The following is a 17,206-nucleotide window of genomic DNA, read 5'->3' as shown; positions in this document are numbered from 1 at the left end:
GGGGCGGGGTGCGCTTGGGCAAGGGCCGCTTGGGCAGCGGCGTGACGGTCGCGACCTTCTCCTTCGCCGGCTCCGCGTCCTCGGGCGGCTCCGGATCATCGGAGGGCTCCGACGGCTCGGCGGGCTTCTCATCGACGACGGTGTCCGGCTCGCTCTTCGCCGGGGCCGCATCGTTCTTCGGGGCGGGGACGAGCGCCGGCTTCCGCTTCCGCCGTCGCCGGGGGAGCCAGATGAGCAGCACGCCGCCGGCCACGAGCAGCAGCCCGCCGACCCCGACGAGGACGGCGGTGACGAAGAAGCCGTCGACCTCGGCGCCGAAGGACAGCTCGACGTCCAGCGGCTCGCCCGTCGCCGACGGCGACATGACGACGACCCGCACCGGCTCGTCGGTCAGCTCGTACGCCACCCCGCGCCAGCCGGGCCCGGAGTCGCTCTCCTCCCACCAGTCCAGCTCACCGGGCGCCGCCGCGGGCGCCGCGCCGCCGGCGACCGGCGTCGAGGTGATCTCGCCGCGCAGGTCGGCCGCCGTCACCGTCTGCTGCCCCACGCCGTCGAGGTAGGAGTCGACGTGGATGCGGTGCGCCGCGCCCACGAACACCTCGCCGCCGTCGGCCGACCGGGCGCTGACGTGCAGGACCGGGCCGGTGACCGTCGCCACCCCCACGTCGGTCGCCACGACCGAGCCCTCGCCGCTGACCGGCGCCCGCGCGTACTCGACGGTGTCGTCGGGGCCGACGTACACGGCCGCCGCCGCGCCGGCGAGCAGCAGCGGAGTGCCGAGGACGATCAGCGCGACGGCGAGGGCGAGGCGCAGGCGAGCACGTGTCACGCCGCGTCGAGCCCCAGGTCGCGGCGGAGCTTGGCGACGTGCCCCGTCGCCTTGACGTTGTACATGGCCTTCTCGACCTTGCCGTCGGCGTCGATGACGAACGTCGACCGGATGACGCCCTGCACGACCTTGCCGTACAGCTTCTTCTCGCCGTAGGCGCCGTAGGCCTCGAGCGTGCCGCGGGACTCGTCGGACAGCAGCGGGAAGGTGAGGTGGTCGCGCTCGCGGAACGTCGCCAGCTTGGCCGGCGCGTCGGGCGAGATGCCGAGGACGGCGTACCCGGCGCCCTGCAGCGAGGCGAGGTTGTCGCGGAAGTCGCAGGCCTGCGTGGTGCAGCCCGGAGTCATCGCGGCGGGGTAGAAGTACACGACGACCCGCCGGCCCCGGTAGGACGAGAGCGAGACGGGGTTGCCGTCGGCGTCGGGGAGGGTGAACTCGGGCGCGGCGTCGCCCGGCGAGAGTCGCGAGTCAGTCACGGTCACACCGTATCCGTCCGTCTGGAGCCATGCATCGGTACGGTAGATCCCAACGATCCACGGACTGAGGAGGTGCCGGTGACCGCGAACGAACCGGTCCTGCCCGCCTCGCGCCAGCCGGTGCCGCTGGCGCCCGAGGTCCAGGCCGAGCTCGACAAGCGCCCACGCTCAGCCCGCCAGATCGAGCAGGACATCACCGCCCGCACCGAGCGGCTGGCCGCGAACATCGACGAGCTCACCGCTCGGTTGTCGCCGTCGCGGCTGGTCAAGGACGGTACGGCGGGCATCCGCGCGCGGATCACCACGCCCGAGGGCAGCCCGCGGCTCGAGGTCGTCGGCGCGGTCGCGGGTGCGGTGCTGGTGCTCGGCGTGCTGATGTGGCGGGCACGGCGGCGCTGACACTCCCGATCCGGACGTACCCTCTACTGTTGTGACCTCCCAGGACCCCGACAAGCTCCCCATCCGCATGCTGCACGACCGCGTGCTGGTCTCGCAGGACGGCGAGGACGGCGAGCGCCGCTCGTCCGCCGGCATCGTCATCCCCGCGACCGCCGCCATGGGCCGGCGCCTGGCCTGGGCGAGGGTCGTGGCGGTGGGAGCCAACGTCCGCACGGTCGAGATCGGCGATCGCGTCCTCTTCGACCCCGAGGACAAGGCCGAGGTCGAGGTGCGAAGCGAGACCTACGTGCTGCTGCGCGAGCGCGACCTGCACGCCATCGCCTCCGAGCGGCTCACCGACGGGCAGACCGGCCTCTATCTCTGATCGACGACGGCGTCAGCCTGCGGTCCCCGTGGGGCCGGCTCGGGCCTACCATCGGGGTGTGCCCGGAGCGCCCGAGAACTCGCGACCGCAGCGGCGTGAGGAGGCGCTCGAGGCGCTGGCGCAGCGGTCCAAGGAGAGCGCCGGCACCCGGCTGCGACGGGTCCGGCTCACTGCGCTGCCCATCGTGCAGTCGGCCATCGGCGCCGCGCTGTCCTGGTGGCTGGCGACCATCCCGCCCATCGACCACCCGCAGCCGTTCTTCGCGCCGATCGCGGCGCTGATCATCCTGGGCGGCGGGCTGGGGCAGCGGCTGCCCCGGGTGCTCGAGCTGGTCGGCGGCGTGGCGGTCGGCGTGCTGGTGGGCGACCTGCTGGTGTCGTGGATCGGCGGCGGCGTCGTGCAGCTCGCGCTCGTGGTCGCGCTGGCCATGATCGCGGCGGTGCTGGTCAACGGCGGCCCGCTGATCGTCACCCAGGCGGCGGCGTCGGCCGTCCTCGTCGTCGCGCTGGCGCCGGCCGAGCCCGGCGGGCTCAACCTGGACCGGTTCGTCGACGCGCTGATCGGCTGCTGCGTCGGTCTGGTCATCAGCATCGTGCTGCTGCCGCTGAACCCCGTGTCGGCCGCGCGGCGGCAGATCGACCCGCTGCTCACCACCGTCGCCGAGGTGCTCGAGTCCGGGGCCCACGCCCTGGCCGGCCACGACCGCGCCATGGCCACGGAAGCGCTGGAGCGGGCCCGCGAGACCCAGGCCGACGTCGACTCGATGCACTCCGCGCTCGAGGGCGCCAACGAGGTCGCCCGCATCGCGCCGGTGCGCTGGCAGAAGCGCGGCCACCTCGCCGCCTACCTCGACGTCGCCACGCCGCTGGACCACATGACCCGCAACACCCGCGTCCTGTGCCGGCACGTCATCAGCCTCCTGCAGCGCGACGAGCCGGTCCCGAAGGTACTGCCGCAGTCGATGCGCGCGCTCGCCGGCGCCGTCCGGCTGCTCCGCATCGACCTCGAACGCGACGACGAGCCCCGCGAGGCCCGGGTGTCGGCGGTCGAGGCCGCCCGCATGGCGACCGAGGCGCTGGAGCACACCGGCGGCTTCGCAGGCCAGATCGTGATCGCGCAGATCCGGTCCCTGGCGGTCGACGTCCTGCTCGCGACCGGCCTCACCCGCGACGAGGTCCTGTCGCTGCTGCCCGGCCTGCCCGAGGGCCCGGTCAGCTACGGCTGAGCGATCGTGGCGCTCAGCTGCCAGGGGAGTGCAGGAGCGCCGTCAGCCGGGCTCGGGGAGGGCGTAGGCCTCGTCGAGCAGGGGTGCGAGCAGGTCGCCGTCCTCGTCGACCCGGGCCAGCACGTCGTCGATGTCGAACTGGAGCGGCAGCCGCTTCCGCGCCGTCGACCGGGCGCCCTGCTCGACCTCGTCCCAGGTGACCGGGGTGGACACCGTCGGCCGCGTCCTCGCCCGCACCGAGTACGGCGCGACCGTCGTCTTGGCGGCGTTGTTCTGCGACCAGTCGATGAAGACCTTGCCGCCGCGGGCCGCGCGCTCCATGCGCGAGATGACCAGCTTCGGGTGCTCGCGCTCGAGCCGCTGCGCCAGCCCGCGGGCGTACGCGCTGACCTCGTCGTCCGTGGCCGAGCCGTCGAGGCCCACGTACATCTGCATGCCCTTGGAGCCGCTGGTCTTGGGGTACGACGGCAGGCCGGCGTCGTCGAACAGCTCGCCGAGCAGCAGCGCGACCCGGCAGCACTCGATGACGTTGGCCGGCTCGCCGGGGTCGAGGTCGACGACCAGCCGGTCCGGGTTGGTCCCCTTGCCCTTCGCGTCGACGGTCCACTGCGGGACGTGCAGCTCGAGCACGGCGAGGTTGGCCAGCCAGACGATCGTCGCGAGCTCGTCGGTCATGACGTAGACGACGGTCTCGCGGTCCTTCGTGCTGCCCGGCGACGGCAGCTCGGCCGTCCGTACCCAGTCGGGCGTGCCGCGCGGGGCGTTCTTCTCGAAGAAGCTGGCCTCCTCGACGCCGTTGGGCCAGCGCTTGCGGGTGACCGGCCGGTCGCGCAGGTGCGGCAGCAGCACCGGCGCGATGTGGGTGTAGTACTGGATGATCTCGCCCTTGGTCGTCCCGGTCTCCGGGTAGAGCACCTTCTCGAGGTTGCTCAGCCCCAGGGTGCGGCCCTCGACATCGACGGTCACCTTGCTCGGCATGTCCTGCAGTCTTGCCGACGCCGGGTAGGTTCGCCAGCATGCTCGACGACATCCGCGCGGCGCTCGCCCGCCACCAGCCCCGATACGACGGCGCGCCGGTCGTGCCGCTCGGCGCCGGTCTGGACAACATCGCCTACGAGGTCGGCGGCGACCTCGTCCTCCGGCGGGCCCGCGCGGGCACCATGGCCGAACGGCTCGCGGCGGCGCGGCACGAGGCGGACCTGCTGGCGGCGGTCGCGGCGGTGTCGAGCCTCCCGGTGCCGGAGCCGGTGTTCGTCGACGAGCCGACCGCGATCCTCGCCTACCGGCGGCTGCCCGGCGCCCCGCTGCACCTCAACCCCGTCGCCGACCCGGTCGCCCTGGCCGGCCCGCTCGCGCAGTTCCTGTCCGGCCTGCATGTCGCACCGGGCGAGGTGACACCGGGCGGCGACGGCGGCAGCTCACTCGCCGCCCTGGTCGAGGTCGACGACACCCCGGCGGAGGAGTGGCTGGCCGACGCGGCGGAGTCGTACGAGACCGCGGCCGTCGCCGTCGACCCCGCCGACCGGGCTCGGATCGAGGCGTTCCTCGCCGCCGCGCCGCCGGCCGGGCCGACGCTGCTGACGTTCTGCCACAACGACCTCGGCGCGGAGCACCTGCTGGTCGACGGCGCCGCGATCACCGGCGTCATCGACTGGAGCGACGCGGCGGTCGCCGATCCCGCCGTCGACCTCGCCCGGCTCTACCGCGACCTCGGCCCCGCCGTGTTCGAGCGGATCGCCGCCGCCTACACGGGCGACCCGGACGCGGTCGACCCCGGGCGGGTGGCGTTCTACGCGCGGTGCGCGCTGCTCGAGGACATCGCGTACGGGCTCACGAGCGGCGCGACGGAGTACGCGCGGCTCGGCCTGGCCCACCTGGACCGGACGTTCGCCTGAGCCGAGCTCAGGGCGCCGGCGGGGTCTCGGGATCCGGCGTGGCCGTGGCGGTGGGTGTCGGGCTCGGCGCGTAGGGGACCGGCGACGGGCTGGCCTGGCCGCCGCCCAGCAGGCAGAGCGCCAGCTCGAGCGGCGAGAGGTCGATCTCGAGGCAGAGGCCGTCGTTGTCGTCCTCGTCCTCGTCGGGCTCGTCGTCGGCGGGGTTCTGCGTCGGCTTGCCCGCCGTCGGGGAGTCCGTGGGCGCCGGTTCGTCGTCATCGTCGTCGCCGGACGACGGAGACCCGCTCGGCCGGCCGGGGATGTCGGTCCCCGGCACCTCGGTGGAGTCGCCGCCGGGCTGCTCGGACGGCGAGCCGTCGCCGGAGGGGTCGTCGCCGGGGCCGTCGGTCTCGGTCTCGCCGGACTCGTCGGACGAGTCGGTGCCGTCGCCGTCACCCGGCTGCGTGCCGGGCTCGTCGGACGGGTCGCGGCCGTCGTCGCCGCCGGACTGGCCGCCCTCGGTGCCGCCGCTGCCGCCGTCGTCGCCCTCGTCCTCGTCGCCGGGAGAGGCGGAGCCGCCGTCGTCGCCGTCGCCCTCGGAGGGCTCGTCGGACGGGTCGCCCGTGCCGGTGGGCGAGCCGGGCTCGTCTCCGGGCGAGGCGATGATCTGCGGGCCGGACGGCAGCTCGTCGATGCCGAGCGCGTGGTCGATGCTCGGGACCAGCATGTTGCCCAGCGTGATGCCGAGGGTGGCCGCGAACGCGCACACGATGACGACGGGGTAGCGGCGGACCTTCTCGACGACCTGGCCGGCGAAGGAGGGGCGGGACACACCGAAGCGCGGACCGCTCGACCTGGCTCCGTGGCCACGCCGGCGTCCCGTGGACTTCTCTTGCCGCGCCCTGCTGATCGACCGGGTCCTTTCTGGCTCCCGGGGGTGACCTGGCGAAATCGCACGAAGCCGCTACAGATCGCCCCCCAGTTGCGTAACCCTACTCAGCGTCGCGGAGGCGGTAAAAGCCGTTCGGGATATTTCGTCAGTTCAGTGCCCGAAGGTGGTCCGTTCGGACGGTAGACAGGCCTTCGGTCTTGCGGCATGGGGCCCCTGGCCTGGGTAAACATAGTCTCATGAGGCTGCAGCCCGCGCCCGGCGGGGACGTCCTGCCGCTGCATGTGCGGGCGCATGTGCGCCGCCCGTCAGTACCAGCCGAGCTCGCGCAGCCGGTTCTCGCCGAGGCCGAACGCGTGCCCGATCTCGTGGCCCAGCACCTTGCGCACCCGCGCGGCGACGTCGTCGGCCGTCCGGCTGACCTTCAGGATCGGGACGCGGTACAGCTCGATGCGGTCGGGCAGGCTGCCCGGCACCCGCCCGCCGATGCGCGTGCGCGCGACTCCGTGGAACTGGCCGAGCAGCAGGCCGCGGCCGTGCCAGTCGGCGGGCGGCTCGTCGTCGACCATGATCGCGATGCCGTCGACGGCGTCCCGCACCCAGTCGGGGAGCTCTTCGAGGGCCTCGGTGACCATGCGTTCGAACGCGTCGAGGTCGATGGAGTCGGCGTCCACGGCGTCGAGTCTATGCCGGAGCGATCCGGACGGCAGGTGGGTTGTGTTTTCCAACTCACCAGCTAGAGTGGTCGCCATGCGAGAAGCAGTGATCGTCGACGCGGTCCGCACACCGCTCGGGCGGGGCAAGCCGGGCGGCGCGCTGGCGGCCGTGCACCCCGTCGACCTGCATGCCACCGTCCTGCGGGCGCTCGTCGATCGCACCGGCCTCGACCCGGCCGCCGTCGACGACGTCGTGAGCGGCGCCGTCGGGCAGATCGGCGAGCAGAGCATGAACACCGCACAGTGGGCCGTGCTGGCCGCGGGCTTCCCCGAGTCGGTGCCCGCCGTCACCGTCGACCGGCAGTGCGGCAGCAGTCAGCAGGCGGTCCACTTCGCCGCGCAGGGCGTGCTCAGCGGCGCCTACGACATCGCCGTCGCGTCGGGTGTGGAGTCGATGAGCCGGGTGCCCATCGGCTCGCAGGCCGCGAGTCGGGACTTCCTCGGCGCGAGGGTCGCGGCGCGGTACCCGGACGGGCTGGTGCCCCAGGGCGTCAGCGCCGAGCTCATCGCCGCCCGGCACGGGCTGCCGCGGGAGCGGCTGGACGAGTTCGCCGTCACGAGTCACCAGCGGGCCGCGGCGGCCTGGCGCGACGGCCGGTTCGACGGCGAGGTCGTGCCGGTCGGCGGGGCCGAAGAGCTCGCCGTCGACGAGTCGGTCCGGCCGGACACCTCGGCCGAGGTGCTGGCCGGGCTGAAGCCGGCCTTCCGGGCCGACGTGTGGGAGCGGCGGTTCCCCGAGATCGACTGGCGGGTCACCGCGGGCAACTCGTCGCCGGTCAACGACGGCGCGGCCGCGTTGCTGATCGTCGAGGCCGAGACCGCCCGGCGGCTCGGGCTGCGCCCGCGCGCCCGGCTGCACTCGTTCGCCGTCGTCGGCGACGACCCGCTCCTCATGCTCATGGGCATCGTGCCGGCGACCCGGAAGGTGCTCCGGCGCGCGGGCCTGGCGCCGGCCGACATCGACGCGTTCGAGGTCAATGAGGCCTTCACCAGCGTCGTGCTGGCCTGGCTCGACGAGACCGGCGCCGACCCCGCGAAGGTGAACGTCAACGGCGGCGCGACCGCCATCGGACACCCGCTGGGCGCGAGCGGCGCCCGGCTCATGACGACGCTGCTCTCCGTGCTCGAGCAGACCGGCGGCCGCTACGGCCTGCAGACCATGTGCGAGGCGGGCGGCCTCGCCAACGCCACCATCATCGAACGATTGGACACATCGTCATGACCCGCATCGAAGGAACCGTCGCCCTGGTCACGGGCGGCAACCGCGGCCTCGGCAAGGCTCTGGTCGACGCGTTGCTCGCGCGCGGCGCGGCGAAGGTCTACGCGGCGGCGCGCGACCCGCTGACGGTCGTGGTCGACGACGCGCGGGTGGTCCCGCTGGAGCTGGACGTGACGTCGGACGACGAGGTGACGGCGGCAGCCGCGGCCGCCGGCGACGTGCGGCTGCTGGTCAACAACGCCGGTGGGCTGGTCAGCGCCTCCTTCCTCGACTCGCCGGTCGACGACGTGCGGCGCGAGTTCGAGACGAACTTCTACGGGCCGCTGCGGGTGACCCGGGCGTTCGTGCCGGTCATCGCCGCCAACGGCGGCGGGCACGTGCTGAACGTGCACTCCGTCCTGTCGTGGCTGGCGATCTCCGGCTCGTACAGCGCGTCGAAGGCGGCACTCTGGTCGCAGACGAACTCGCTGCGGCTCGAGCTGCGCGACCGCGGCATCGGCGTGACGGGGCTGCACTCGGCCTACATCGACACCGACATGGCCGCCGGCGTCGACGCCCCGAAGTCCTCGCCCGCCGACGTCGCCCGGCTCGCGCTCGACGCCGTCGAGGCCGGTCGGTTCGAGGTCTTGGTCGACGACGTGACACGCGGGGTCAAGGCCGGGCTGGCCGCCGACGTGGGTGCCCTCTATCCGCAGCTGGCGCCGTCGTGACCCGTGCCGTCGCCGAGTGCTCCATCGCCAACGCGCTCGCCGTCGTGGGCGAGCGATGGAGCCTGCTGGTGCTGCGCGAGGTGCTGCTGGGCCGGCTCAGGTTCGACGAGATCGCGGCCAACACCGGCGCCAGCCGCGACATCCTGGCGGCCCGGCTGCGCACGCTGGTGGATGCCGGCGTCCTGGAGAAGCGGCTCTATGACGAGCACCCGCGCCGTTTCGAGTACCTCCCGACGGAGTCCGGCCGGGCGCTGCGGCCCATTCTGCTCGCACTCATGCAATGGGGCGACGAGTACGTGACGCAGGGCCCGCCGCCGACGGTGTGGGAGCACTCGTGTGGCTCTGAACTGCGCGTCTGCGCCGTCTGCGCATCGTGCGGTGAGCCGGTGGAGGCGGGCCGGTCGCGCCTGCTCCGCCTCGGCGGTGTCGATCAGCCGGCCTGATCGACGGGCGTGACGCGCATCGTCGAGGTGCGGACCTCGGGCGAGATCATCAGCCGCAGCGACGAGCCGCTGCCCGCGTACTTGCGGCGGAACTCGTCGTCGACCCGCAGGTTGGTCGCCTCGTCGCCGACGTCGTCGGCGGTGACGTCGTAGCGGTTGGGCCCGTCGATGAAGGCGGCCGTCTTCGTCCGCTGGATCCGCCGGTACCAGTGCGACGAGTCGCCGTAGCCGTTGCGGATGTAGGCCTGCCCGTCGACGACGACGGCCCAGACCTTGGTGACGATCTCGCGCCCGTCCCGCGTCGTGGTCGCGAGCCGCACCGTCCCGGTGCGCGCGAGGTGGTCGAGTGCTGCACTGGTCTGGGTCATGATCTGCTCAACCGCGGGCGGGGCGCGGCTATGCCGGCAAGACCGGAGGTTGTCGGGGGCGGCTCCTACCATCGACCCGTGCCTCCCCAAGACTCGCCCGTCCCGACGGAGTACCCGCAGCGGTTGGGCCGCACCGCCCGCCGCGAGCTCGCCTTGAACGGCTACACCCGCTACGACCAGCTCACCTCGGTGACGCCGGCGGAGCTGCTCGCCATCCACGGCGTCGGGCCCAAGGCGATCCGCATCCTCACCGAGGAGCTCGAGGAGCGCGGCCTGTCCTTCGGCTCCTGAATCGGCACCCGGCAGGACGACCCCGCCGGGCCCGGAGGGTTCCCGGGCCACGGCGGGGCCGTCCCTTCAGCCGAGCCGAGCGGCGACTACGGACTCAGCTGGTCGCGCAGTGTCTCCGCCGCGGTCAGCAGCCTCGACCTGGCCGTGGCGTCGATGACGCCGAGGGCCTCCGACGCGAACCGTTGCACGGCCTGGTCGGCCTGCCTGACCTGGCCGCGGCCGGCCGCGGCCTCCGCCGTCTGCAGGTGAGCGAGCATCCGCTGCCGCTGGCTGTTGGTGACCAGCCCGTCCATGCGATACCGCTCGACCAGCGAGCCGACGGTGTCGAAGGAGACCACGACGGTGAAGGCGGCCGTCTGCGCGGTCTCGTTGCCGGCGGCATCGACCGCCACCGCCGACAGCGAGTGCGAGCCGGCGAGCAGCGCGGCCAGATCCAGCGTCAGCGGCGACTCGACGGGTTCGCCGTCGAGGAGCAGCTCGAACGAGGCCAGACCCGAGCCCGCGTCGGAACCCGACGCCGTCACGGACAGGATCTCGTGCAGCCCGTGCGAGGCACCGTCCGAGACCCCGGTCAGCACCGACGACGGCGCCGTCGCATCGACCTTCAGGTCGAGCGTCTTCTCCTCCTCGACCACACCGGCCGAGTCCGACGACCGGTACCGCAGCGAGTGCACGCCGTCCGGGACGGTGATCGGGCCGGTGTAGGCCGTCCACTCGCCCGAGCCGAACGCGTACTCCGTCGTCACCGTGCCGGTGCCGCCCGTCGCCGACAGCGTGACCGCCGGCGCCGTGACGTACCAGCCGTCGGCGCCGTCCGGGGCCGCCGGTGCGGCCGCAGCCGTCGTGACCAGCGGTCCGGCCGGCTCGCCCTCGAACAGCTCGAGGACGTCCTCGTCGCTCAGCGCGTGCGCGTAGATGCGGACGTCGTCGACCTGGCCGCTGAACGCGGAGTCCGGCCAGTCGTTGTTGCCGATGTAGTTGCTGGTGGTGTTCCCGTTCTGGCCGACGTCGTCGATGCCCAGGGTGAAGTCGGTCCGGGTGCCCATCAGCTCGCCGTCGAAGTAGAGCTTGCCGGTGGAGCCGCTCATCGTGAACACGACGTGCGTCCACTCGCCGACGGTGAGGTCGTTGGCGCCGCCCAGCGTGAGGCGTTCCTGCAACGGGTTGCCGGGCGCCTTGAGCGTCGCCCCGAAACCGGTCGATCCGGAGTTCGTCCGCGACTGCAGCAGCAGGAACGTGTCCGTGCCATTGCCGATCTGGAACAGCGGCACCCAGTTCGGCAGCGCACTCGGCCGCGCCCACAGCGACACCGTGATCTCGTCCTCCATCGACGCGGTGAGGTTGTTCGGCAGCCGGACGAAGTTCTCCGTCGTCGCGCCGCCACCCGGCAGGGTCACCACGCCGCCGCGGGGCCCGCCGGTCGCCCAGCCCGTCGTGCCGCCCAGGGTCGCCGCCCCGATGGTCGGGTCGGTGCCGGAGTTCGCGGCCGTTCGGCCCTGGCCCTCGTCGAAGGTGTAATGGACCGGGATGCCCTCGCCCGGCGGCGGCCGCTCGACGGTGTGCGTCACCGACGCCTCCGACGCCCGCGTCCCGGGCTCGCCGAGGGTACCCAGGTATCGCACCTGGATCGTGTAGTCGCCCCTGGCCGGCAGCTGCACCGGCGGGAAGGTCACCGTCCCCTCGGCGGACAGGGCCACGGGGTCGCCCTGGCGCTGGTTGAGGTCGACCGGGTCGTCCGGCCGCACCGGCTCGACCCAGAGCTCGGCGAACCCGCTCGCGGCCGCACCACCGTCAGCCGACACCGTCGCCGACACGGTCACGGGCGCACCGAAGGGCGACGGCGACGGCGTCACGGTGAGGCTCGTCGTGGTCGCGACGGCGGCGCCGTCGGCGTGCAGGACGGCGATGTCCGCCGCCGTCAGTGCCGAGTCGTAGGCGCGCACGTCGTCGATCAGGCCGGCGAACGACGGGTCGGGCCACTCGTTGTTGCCGAGGAAGTTGTCCGCCGTCGTCTCGCCGTTCCCGACGTTCTCGAGGCCGAGCGAGAAGTCGTCGCGAGTCCCCGCCTCCTCACCGTTCAGGTACAGGGTGCCGGTGCTGCCCTGCATGGTGAACGCCACGTGCGTCCACTCGCCCGGGGTGAGGTCGGTCCCGTTGCCGAGTGTCAGCCGTTCCTCCACCGCCGCGCCGCCGCCCGGGGGCTGGGCCTTGAACGTGGCGGCGAGGCCGGTCGGGCCGTCCGCCTGCGTCTGCGACTGGAGCAGGAAGTACGTGTCGGTCCCGTTGCCGATCTGGAACAGCGGCATCCAGTTCTTCAACGAGTCGGGGTTGGCCCACATCGACACCGTGAAGTCCTCGGCGCCGGAGAGCAGGCCGTCGGGCAGGTCGGCGTAGTCGGCGTCGCCGCCGGGCAGGTCCAGCGCCGCGCCGTGCACGCCCGACGACGTCCAGCCGGCGGCGCCGGTCAGGGTCGCCGCGCCGGCCGCGTCGTGGTGCCCGGTGTTGGCCGCCGTCGTGCCCTCGCCCTCGTCGAGCGTGTAGTGGATCGGCACGTCCTCGACCCCGGGGTCGACGCCGACGATGGTGAGGTCGTCGACGATGACGCCGGCGCTGGTCCCGGACCCGGTCAGGGTCAGCGGTTCGGACCGCGCGGTCGCCGTGAACGTGCCGACGTAGGTCCCGAACGTCGACGGTCTGGGGATCCCGGAGATGCCTGATGGCTCGTCGGCGGTCGCCGTGATCGTGGCGTCGAGCGACCCGATGCTCAGATCGGCGCTGACGGTGCCGTCTGCCGGCACCGACACCCTGCTGTCGCGGGCGTATCTCAGTGAGATCCGGTACTCCCGGCCCGGCACGAGGTCGTCGATGGTCCGGGTGAGGCTGCCGGACTCGCCGAGGTCGAGGTGGTAGCCGACCACGCCGAGCCCGCCCATGCCGGGCGCGAGGCCGCGCACGAGCTCGACGGTGCTGTCGACGGACCAGGGCGCCATGCGGCCGTCGCCGGCACCGACCTCGATCGTCATCGGCGGGTTCTCGGCCCGCCACTCGGCCGGCACCCGCGGGTACTCGAACTGGTCGACCAGCGGGGTCCGGGTGTCCATGACGGTCTCGGGGTCGATCTCGACGATCTCCGCGACCGACGGGGTGCCGTCGGCGTCGAGCACGAACAGCATGTACGCACCGGGCGGCGCGTAGGTGCCGTCGGCCGGCGCCTGGACGGTGATCTCGCCCTCGCTCGTGCGGGCGAACTCGAGCTCCTCGAACGACTGCGCGTTGTTGAAGCCGTGGGTCACCGAGCCGTTGCGGATCAGCGCCACCTTGGCGACGTCACCGGAGACCTCGACGTCGAAGGTGCCGTCGTAACCGATCGTGTCCGGCGCCGCGACGATGTCCGGGCGCACCGCGAGCTCGTCGCCGTCGAACAGGTACGGCGGCGAGTAGAACTCCGCGTCGGTGTAGTTGCGCGGACCGGGTGCGCCGCCACCGGCGATCATGACCCGGCCGTCGGGCAGCAGCAACGCCGTCGAGTGGTACAGGCGGGCGTGCGCGTAGGGGTTGAGGTCGCTGGTCCACTCGCCGGTGTCGGGGTTCCAGATCTCCGGCACCGTCGCGATGCCCTGGCCGCCGTTGTTCTGGTTGCCGCCGCCGGTGACCAGCACCTCGCCGGTGGGCAGCACCGTCGAGTTGGCCCAGTGCCGCGGGTAGCGCATCGGCTCGGTCGCCTCGATCACCGGCTCGGCCGTGCCGCCGTCGGTCATGAGGTCGACGGTGAAGCCGGCGCGGGCGCCGGCCGGGCCGCCGCCGTTGCCCCACCAGCCGCCACCGACCTGCAGGATCTTGCCCGGCCGGTACATGACGGCGGTCGAGGTCGCGCCGACGGGGTTGCCCAGCTCGCCCTGGTTGGCGATGTTCTCGGGCAGGCGGCCGCGCAGGGTCAGCGTGCCCGTGCCGGACGGGTCCAGCTCGTACAGCTGGGTGCCGGTGATGTTGAAGAGGTTGCCGTTCCCCGGCGCGACGAAGGCCCGCGGGTACCACCAGCGGTTCTCGTCCGGCCCGAGCTCGCCGCCGCCGTCGCCGTAGGCGGCCGCGCTCTCGGCGCCGGTCAGCAGCGTCCAGCCGGACCCCTCGTCGGGGCTGTAGCGCTCCGGCATGAGGACGCCCGGACCCGCGACGCCGCGCACGCTGCCGCCCTGGACGACGATGTCGCCGTTGGGCATCACGGTGCCGGTCGGGTACCAGCGCGGCTCGTTCATCGGAGCCTCATTGCGCAGCCCGGACCGGGTCGAGAAGCTGGTGACGCCGACGGCGCCGTTGACCGGGTCGTTGCGGACGCCGAGGCTGTCGTCGCCGCCGACGGTGAGCATCGCGCGGCGGCTCGGGTCGTGCACCTGCATCGAGCAGAACAGGTCCGTGTAGGTGCCGTTGGGCACCAGGCCGGCGGCGAGGTTGAGCAGCGTGCGTGGCACGTCCGGGTCCCACACGTCGGTCATGAACTGCCCGCCCTGGGCGACGCACTCGTTGCCGCTCCAGTCGAAGGCGGTGCCGTCGGTGCAGCCGGTCGGCGTGCTGCCGAACGACTGGATCTTGCCGTCGTGTGTGAGGGCCATGTTGATCGCCATGAGCGGCCACGGCGTGACGGGGCTCCACTCACCCGCGTGGTCCTTGGCAGGCGGCGAGCAGTCGGCCGGGAGCAGGCCGGCGGTGTAGGCGAGGCCGTTGCGGATCTGGGTGCGCATGACCGGCTCGGCGAAGTACGGGCCGTCGTGGCCCATGGCGGTGTACCAGGACCGGCCGCCGTCGTACTCCTGACACCAGGTGACGGGGTGCTTGCTGCCGTGGTGCCCGCCGGTGTAGGTGGTCTCGTCGACCTCGAGGATCGTGCGGACGTTCTGGGCCGGGTTGACGTTCCAGTCGTACCACTCGTCGCTGCGGACGAAGGAGTCCGGCAGCCCCGCGGCCAGCGGGTGGCCCGGCTCGCTGACGCGGACCGTGGCGGAGCGGATGGCCGGGTTCTCCGGGTGACCCTCGGAGACCGCGCCGAGCAGACCGAGATACCACGGGTTGACGTCGTGCTCGCTGACCGTGCCGGCCGACCAGCCGGCGTAGTGGATGCCCATCCAGCCGCCGCCACCCTGGATGTACTCCTTCAGGGCGGTGCGCTGGGCGTCGTTGAAGAGGATGCCGCCGGTCTGCGCGAACACCAGCGTGTCGAAGCCGGCCAGGCCCTCCTCGGTGAACACCGTGGGCTGGTCGGTCTCGGTGATCTCGACGGTCTGGCCGTACTGCGTGCCGAGCTCGGCGGCGAGCTCACGCACGGCCTGGCGCGCCTGCACGTGCGAGGCGTGGAAGTTGGGCTTGTAGAAGAGCAGGACGTTCAGGGTGGTGTCCCCGGGCTCCGAGGCCGCTCTGACGGCGGCCGACCCCGGTAAGGCCGTGAGGACCGGTGCGGCGAGGATCAGCGCCAGGAGCAGCGCGAATCGACGCACGAACCAGCGGGCGAGTCGTGACTGGGCTGACGCTCTGTGCTCGGTCATTCGGAACCCCATCGTTCGACGACGGCGACACGTGGCCGGCCCCCCGCACCGGGCACTTGTCGCGGACGATAGGGGTCACGATTGTCCAGAGTCAAGAACTCTGTCCCGGATGTGGAACATTTTGCCGTTCCGGTCCACATCTGTGGACGGTGTGGTCGTGCGCTACCGGTCAGGCGGTGCCCGCGAGGGCCTCCCGCGCCGCCTCCTCGGGGTCGTCGTCGCGCAGGACCGTCTCGCCCGCGAAGAGCAGGACGACCTCGCCTTCGTCGCGCAAGCCGCGGGCGGCCAGCCCGACCTCCTCCCACATCAGGACGAGCTCGATGGTGAGGCGGGCCAGGCCGGCGCCGGGCTGGCTCTTGAAGCTCCAGGCGAAATTGGGGACCTTCACGCCGCCCAGCCGGCCGAGCTCTTCGGCCAGCTCGACTCGGGCGAGCGCGGGATAGGGGCGGTCGAGCAGCGGGGTGAACGCGGCGACCAGCAGCCTCGCCGCCAGGTCTTCCAGGTCGGCGTTGAGCAGGGCCAGTAGCTCCGGCGACATCGAGTCCTTGGTCACGGCGTCACGGTACCGGCCCGGATGATCGCCGAGTTCGGCGTGGGGGTGCGGACGTGGGTCAGGCCCCTACTGTCTCGATGGTCGAGGGGCGGCGGCGCGCCTCGAGTCCGCGCGCTGGGGTCGAGGCGCCGTCGTGGTGGGGGCGCTTGGACGTGACCCGCGCCGCCGCGACCTCGCCTTCACAGCACCAGGGGGTCGGTTCCCGCCGGCCGCATTTCCGCCTCGGAATGATCACGTTCACTAGGGAATTGCGTGTCGCACTAGGTCTGTAGGCGTGTTGCGGCTCGGGTAATCCTCATGATGGCCCACCGCGGGCTCTGGTAAGCGGTTGCCGGCGTGCGTCACGGGGCGTTCTCGGGCTTCACCAGGCTGGTGAACGTGATCATTCCGGAGCGGGCGGATGGTCAGCGGGCGAAGGAGTAGCGGGCCTCGAAGAGCAGCCGGACGATCGCCTCTTGGCGCTCGTCGTCGAGGCGGAAGATCGGCACCGAGATGCTGATGGCGTCGTGGGTCGGGGCGCGCTGGGGGAGGGCGATGGCGAAGCACCGCAGGCCCTGCGTCGTCTCTTCGTCGTCGATGGCGTAGCCGCGGACCCGGGCCCGGCGGATGTCCTTGATCAGCAGGTCGGGGTCGGTGATGGTCTTCTCGGTGACGGCCTCGAGCTTCTCGGGCATGCGCTCGGCGATCTCTTCGTCGGTCAGGCCCGCGAGCAGGCACTTGCCCAGTGCCGTGGAGTAGGCCGAGAGCCGGCGGCCGACCGCCGAGAACATGCGCAGCGGATGCACCGACTCGCGTTTGGCCATGTAGACGACGGAGTCGCCCTCGAGCCGGCCGAGGTGCACCGTCTCGCCGGTGTTCTCGGCGAGGGTGTCGAGGATGGGGCTGGTGCGGGCCACGACGTCGTCGCCGTCCACGTAGGCGGACCCGACGAGCAGCGCGTGGACGCCCAGGCCGTACTGCTTGCCGGTGGTGTCGAGCTCGAGCCAGCCGTAGTGCTGCATGGTGCGCAGCAGCGCGTGCATGCTGCTCTTCGGCACGCCCAGCTGGTCGGCGAGGTCGCGCATGGTTTGCGGGCCCGTCGAGGCGAGCACGTCGAGCACCTCGAGGACCCGACCGGCCGACTTCACAGGCTGGAAGTCGCCGTCGTCGGCCCCGTCGGTGTCGGGGTGGCCGGCCATCTCGTCGACGCTCATCACAGACAAAGCTAGCAGACCCATCCTTGACAGCTCATTCACATCCTGGTTGAGTGCGATCGCAAATGAGGACAGCGGTCCGCATATGTGAACCGAAGCGGTCGCGTCCCACCCGTCTCGCCG

17 protein-coding genes are annotated in these 17,206 nt (G+C 72.5%); 8 read left to right on the top strand and 9 right to left on the bottom strand.

Annotation, left to right across the window (positions count from 1 at the left end; all coding sequences use genetic code 11):
- A partial coding sequence (locus E1212_RS22875; protein WP_131986749.1) for a hypothetical protein occupies positions 1 to 829 on the bottom strand: 829 nt, incomplete at its 3' end.
- Entirely contained in the window at positions 826 to 1,305 is a 480-nt protein-coding gene (bcp, locus tag E1212_RS22870; RefSeq protein ID WP_131986747.1) for a thioredoxin-dependent thiol peroxidase, read from the bottom strand. The genes bcp and E1212_RS22875, both read right to left, overlap by 4 nt.
- Positions 1,306 to 1,383: 78 nt before the next feature.
- On the opposite strand from bcp, the gene E1212_RS22865 reads away from it, so the two are divergent.
- From E1212_RS22865 to E1212_RS22855, 3 genes are all read left to right on the top strand, one after another.
- The gene (locus E1212_RS22865) at positions 1,384 to 1,704 is read left to right on the top strand and encodes a DUF3618 domain-containing protein (protein WP_162605595.1); all 321 of its coding nucleotides are present in this window, start codon (positions 1,384 to 1,386) and stop codon (positions 1,702 to 1,704) included.
- A gap of 67 nt (positions 1,705 to 1,771) precedes the next feature.
- The gene (locus E1212_RS22860) at positions 1,772 to 2,068 is read left to right on the top strand and encodes a GroES family chaperonin (RefSeq protein WP_131986759.1); all 297 of its coding nucleotides are present in this window, start codon (positions 1,772 to 1,774) and stop codon (positions 2,066 to 2,068) included.
- Between the two features lie 58 nt (positions 2,069 to 2,126).
- Complete coding sequence (locus E1212_RS22855) at positions 2,127 to 3,293, top strand: FUSC family protein (RefSeq protein WP_203417117.1); 1,167 nt, start codon at positions 2,127 to 2,129, stop codon at positions 3,291 to 3,293.
- A gap of 42 nt (positions 3,294 to 3,335) precedes the next feature.
- Here the strand turns inward: E1212_RS22855 and ligD are convergent, their stop codons facing one another.
- Positions 3,336 to 4,271, bottom strand: coding sequence for a non-homologous end-joining DNA ligase (ligD, locus tag E1212_RS22850; RefSeq protein WP_131986745.1), 936 nt, complete (start codon positions 4,269 to 4,271; stop codon positions 3,336 to 3,338).
- A 38-nt stretch (positions 4,272 to 4,309) separates the two neighbouring features.
- Between ligD and E1212_RS22845 the strand changes: the two genes are divergently transcribed.
- Positions 4,310 to 5,188, top strand: coding sequence for a phosphotransferase (locus E1212_RS22845; RefSeq protein ID WP_131986743.1), 879 nt, complete (start codon positions 4,310 to 4,312; stop codon positions 5,186 to 5,188).
- 7 nt (positions 5,189 to 5,195) lie between these two features.
- Here E1212_RS22845 and E1212_RS22840 read toward each other — a convergent pair whose 3' ends face one another.
- The gene (locus tag E1212_RS22840; RefSeq protein WP_131986741.1) at positions 5,196 to 5,999 is read right to left on the bottom strand and encodes a hypothetical protein; all 804 of its coding nucleotides are present in this window, start codon (positions 5,997 to 5,999) and stop codon (positions 5,196 to 5,198) included.
- 365 nt (positions 6,000 to 6,364) lie between these two features.
- The gene (locus tag E1212_RS22835; protein WP_162605594.1) at positions 6,365 to 6,730 is read right to left on the bottom strand and encodes a metallopeptidase family protein; all 366 of its coding nucleotides are present in this window, start codon (positions 6,728 to 6,730) and stop codon (positions 6,365 to 6,367) included.
- A 76-nt stretch (positions 6,731 to 6,806) separates the two neighbouring features.
- On the opposite strand from E1212_RS22835, the gene E1212_RS22830 reads away from it, so the two are divergent.
- From E1212_RS22830 to E1212_RS22820, 3 genes are read left to right on the top strand one after another with little or no spacing between them, the layout of a single operon-like run.
- Complete coding sequence (locus E1212_RS22830) at positions 6,807 to 7,994, top strand: thiolase family protein (RefSeq protein WP_131986737.1); 1,188 nt, start codon at positions 6,807 to 6,809, stop codon at positions 7,992 to 7,994.
- Positions 7,991 to 8,701, top strand: a complete 711-nt coding sequence (locus E1212_RS22825; protein ID WP_131986735.1) for an SDR family oxidoreductase — start codon at positions 7,991 to 7,993, stop codon at positions 8,699 to 8,701. The genes E1212_RS22830 and E1212_RS22825 overlap by 4 nt, the downstream gene beginning before the upstream one ends.
- On the top strand, positions 8,698 to 9,144 hold the full coding sequence (locus E1212_RS22820) for a winged helix-turn-helix transcriptional regulator (RefSeq protein ID WP_131986733.1): 447 nt from the start codon (positions 8,698 to 8,700) through the stop codon (positions 9,142 to 9,144). The genes E1212_RS22825 and E1212_RS22820 overlap by 4 nt, the downstream gene beginning before the upstream one ends.
- Here the strand turns inward: E1212_RS22820 and E1212_RS22815 are convergent.
- The gene (locus E1212_RS22815; protein ID WP_162605593.1) at positions 9,132 to 9,512 is read right to left on the bottom strand and encodes a DUF2255 family protein; all 381 of its coding nucleotides are present in this window, start codon (positions 9,510 to 9,512) and stop codon (positions 9,132 to 9,134) included. The genes E1212_RS22820 and E1212_RS22815 overlap by 13 nt on opposite strands.
- A gap of 78 nt (positions 9,513 to 9,590) precedes the next feature.
- On the opposite strand from E1212_RS22815, the gene E1212_RS22810 reads away from it, so the two are divergent.
- A complete protein-coding gene (locus E1212_RS22810) occupies positions 9,591 to 9,803 on the top strand; it encodes a helix-hairpin-helix domain-containing protein (protein ID WP_131986729.1) in 213 nt (70 codons plus the stop codon).
- 86 nt (positions 9,804 to 9,889) lie between these two features.
- Here E1212_RS22810 and E1212_RS22805 read toward each other — a convergent pair whose 3' ends face one another.
- The 3 genes from E1212_RS22805 to E1212_RS22795 all read right to left on the bottom strand — a co-directional run bounded on the left by E1212_RS22805 (position 9,890) and on the right by E1212_RS22795 (position 17,068).
- Positions 9,890 to 15,337 (bottom strand): LamG-like jellyroll fold domain-containing protein, encoded by a 5,448-nt coding sequence (locus E1212_RS22805; RefSeq protein WP_203417116.1) that lies wholly within the window; start codon positions 15,335 to 15,337, stop codon positions 9,890 to 9,892.
- Positions 15,338 to 15,506: 169 nt separating this feature from the next.
- Entirely contained in the window at positions 15,507 to 15,890 is a 384-nt protein-coding gene (locus E1212_RS22800; RefSeq protein WP_131986725.1) for a hypothetical protein, read from the bottom strand.
- Between the two features lie 404 nt (positions 15,891 to 16,294).
- Positions 16,295 to 17,068 carry an IclR family transcriptional regulator gene (locus tag E1212_RS22795; RefSeq protein ID WP_131986755.1) on the bottom strand — a complete coding sequence of 258 codons (774 nt, stop codon included), beginning with the start codon at positions 17,066 to 17,068 and terminating at the stop codon, positions 16,295 to 16,297.
- Positions 17,069 to 17,206: the final 138 nt, after the last annotated feature.

The sequence above is a fragment of the Jiangella ureilytica genome, from assembly GCF_004348545.1.
Lineage (GTDB): Bacteria > Actinomycetota > Actinomycetes > Jiangellales > Jiangellaceae > Jiangella > Jiangella ureilytica.
Note: the sequence above shows the minus strand (reverse complement) of the source record. Positions and strands in the feature narration are given on the sequence as shown.

Coding starts and splice junctions, on each gene's coding strand:
- E1212_RS22805 (WP_203417116.1), bottom strand. CDS start 15,337: ATGACCGAGCACAGAGCGTCAGCCCAGTCACGACTCGCCCGCTGGTTC.
- E1212_RS22845 (WP_131986743.1), top strand. CDS start 4,310: ATGCTCGACGACATCCGCGCGGCGCTCGCCCGCCACCAGCCCCGATAC.
- E1212_RS22825 (WP_131986735.1), top strand. CDS start 7,991: ATGACCCGCATCGAAGGAACCGTCGCCCTGGTCACGGGCGGCAACCGC.
- ligD (WP_131986745.1), bottom strand. CDS start 4,271: ATGCCGAGCAAGGTGACCGTCGATGTCGAGGGCCGCACCCTGGGGCTG.
- E1212_RS22860 (WP_131986759.1), top strand. CDS start 1,772: ATGCTGCACGACCGCGTGCTGGTCTCGCAGGACGGCGAGGACGGCGAG.
- E1212_RS22830 (WP_131986737.1), top strand. CDS start 6,807: ATGCGAGAAGCAGTGATCGTCGACGCGGTCCGCACACCGCTCGGGCGG.
- E1212_RS22815 (WP_162605593.1), bottom strand. CDS start 9,512: ATGACCCAGACCAGTGCAGCACTCGACCACCTCGCGCGCACCGGGACG.
- E1212_RS22795 (WP_131986755.1), bottom strand. CDS start 17,068: ATGGCCGGCCACCCCGACACCGACGGGGCCGACGACGGCGACTTCCAG.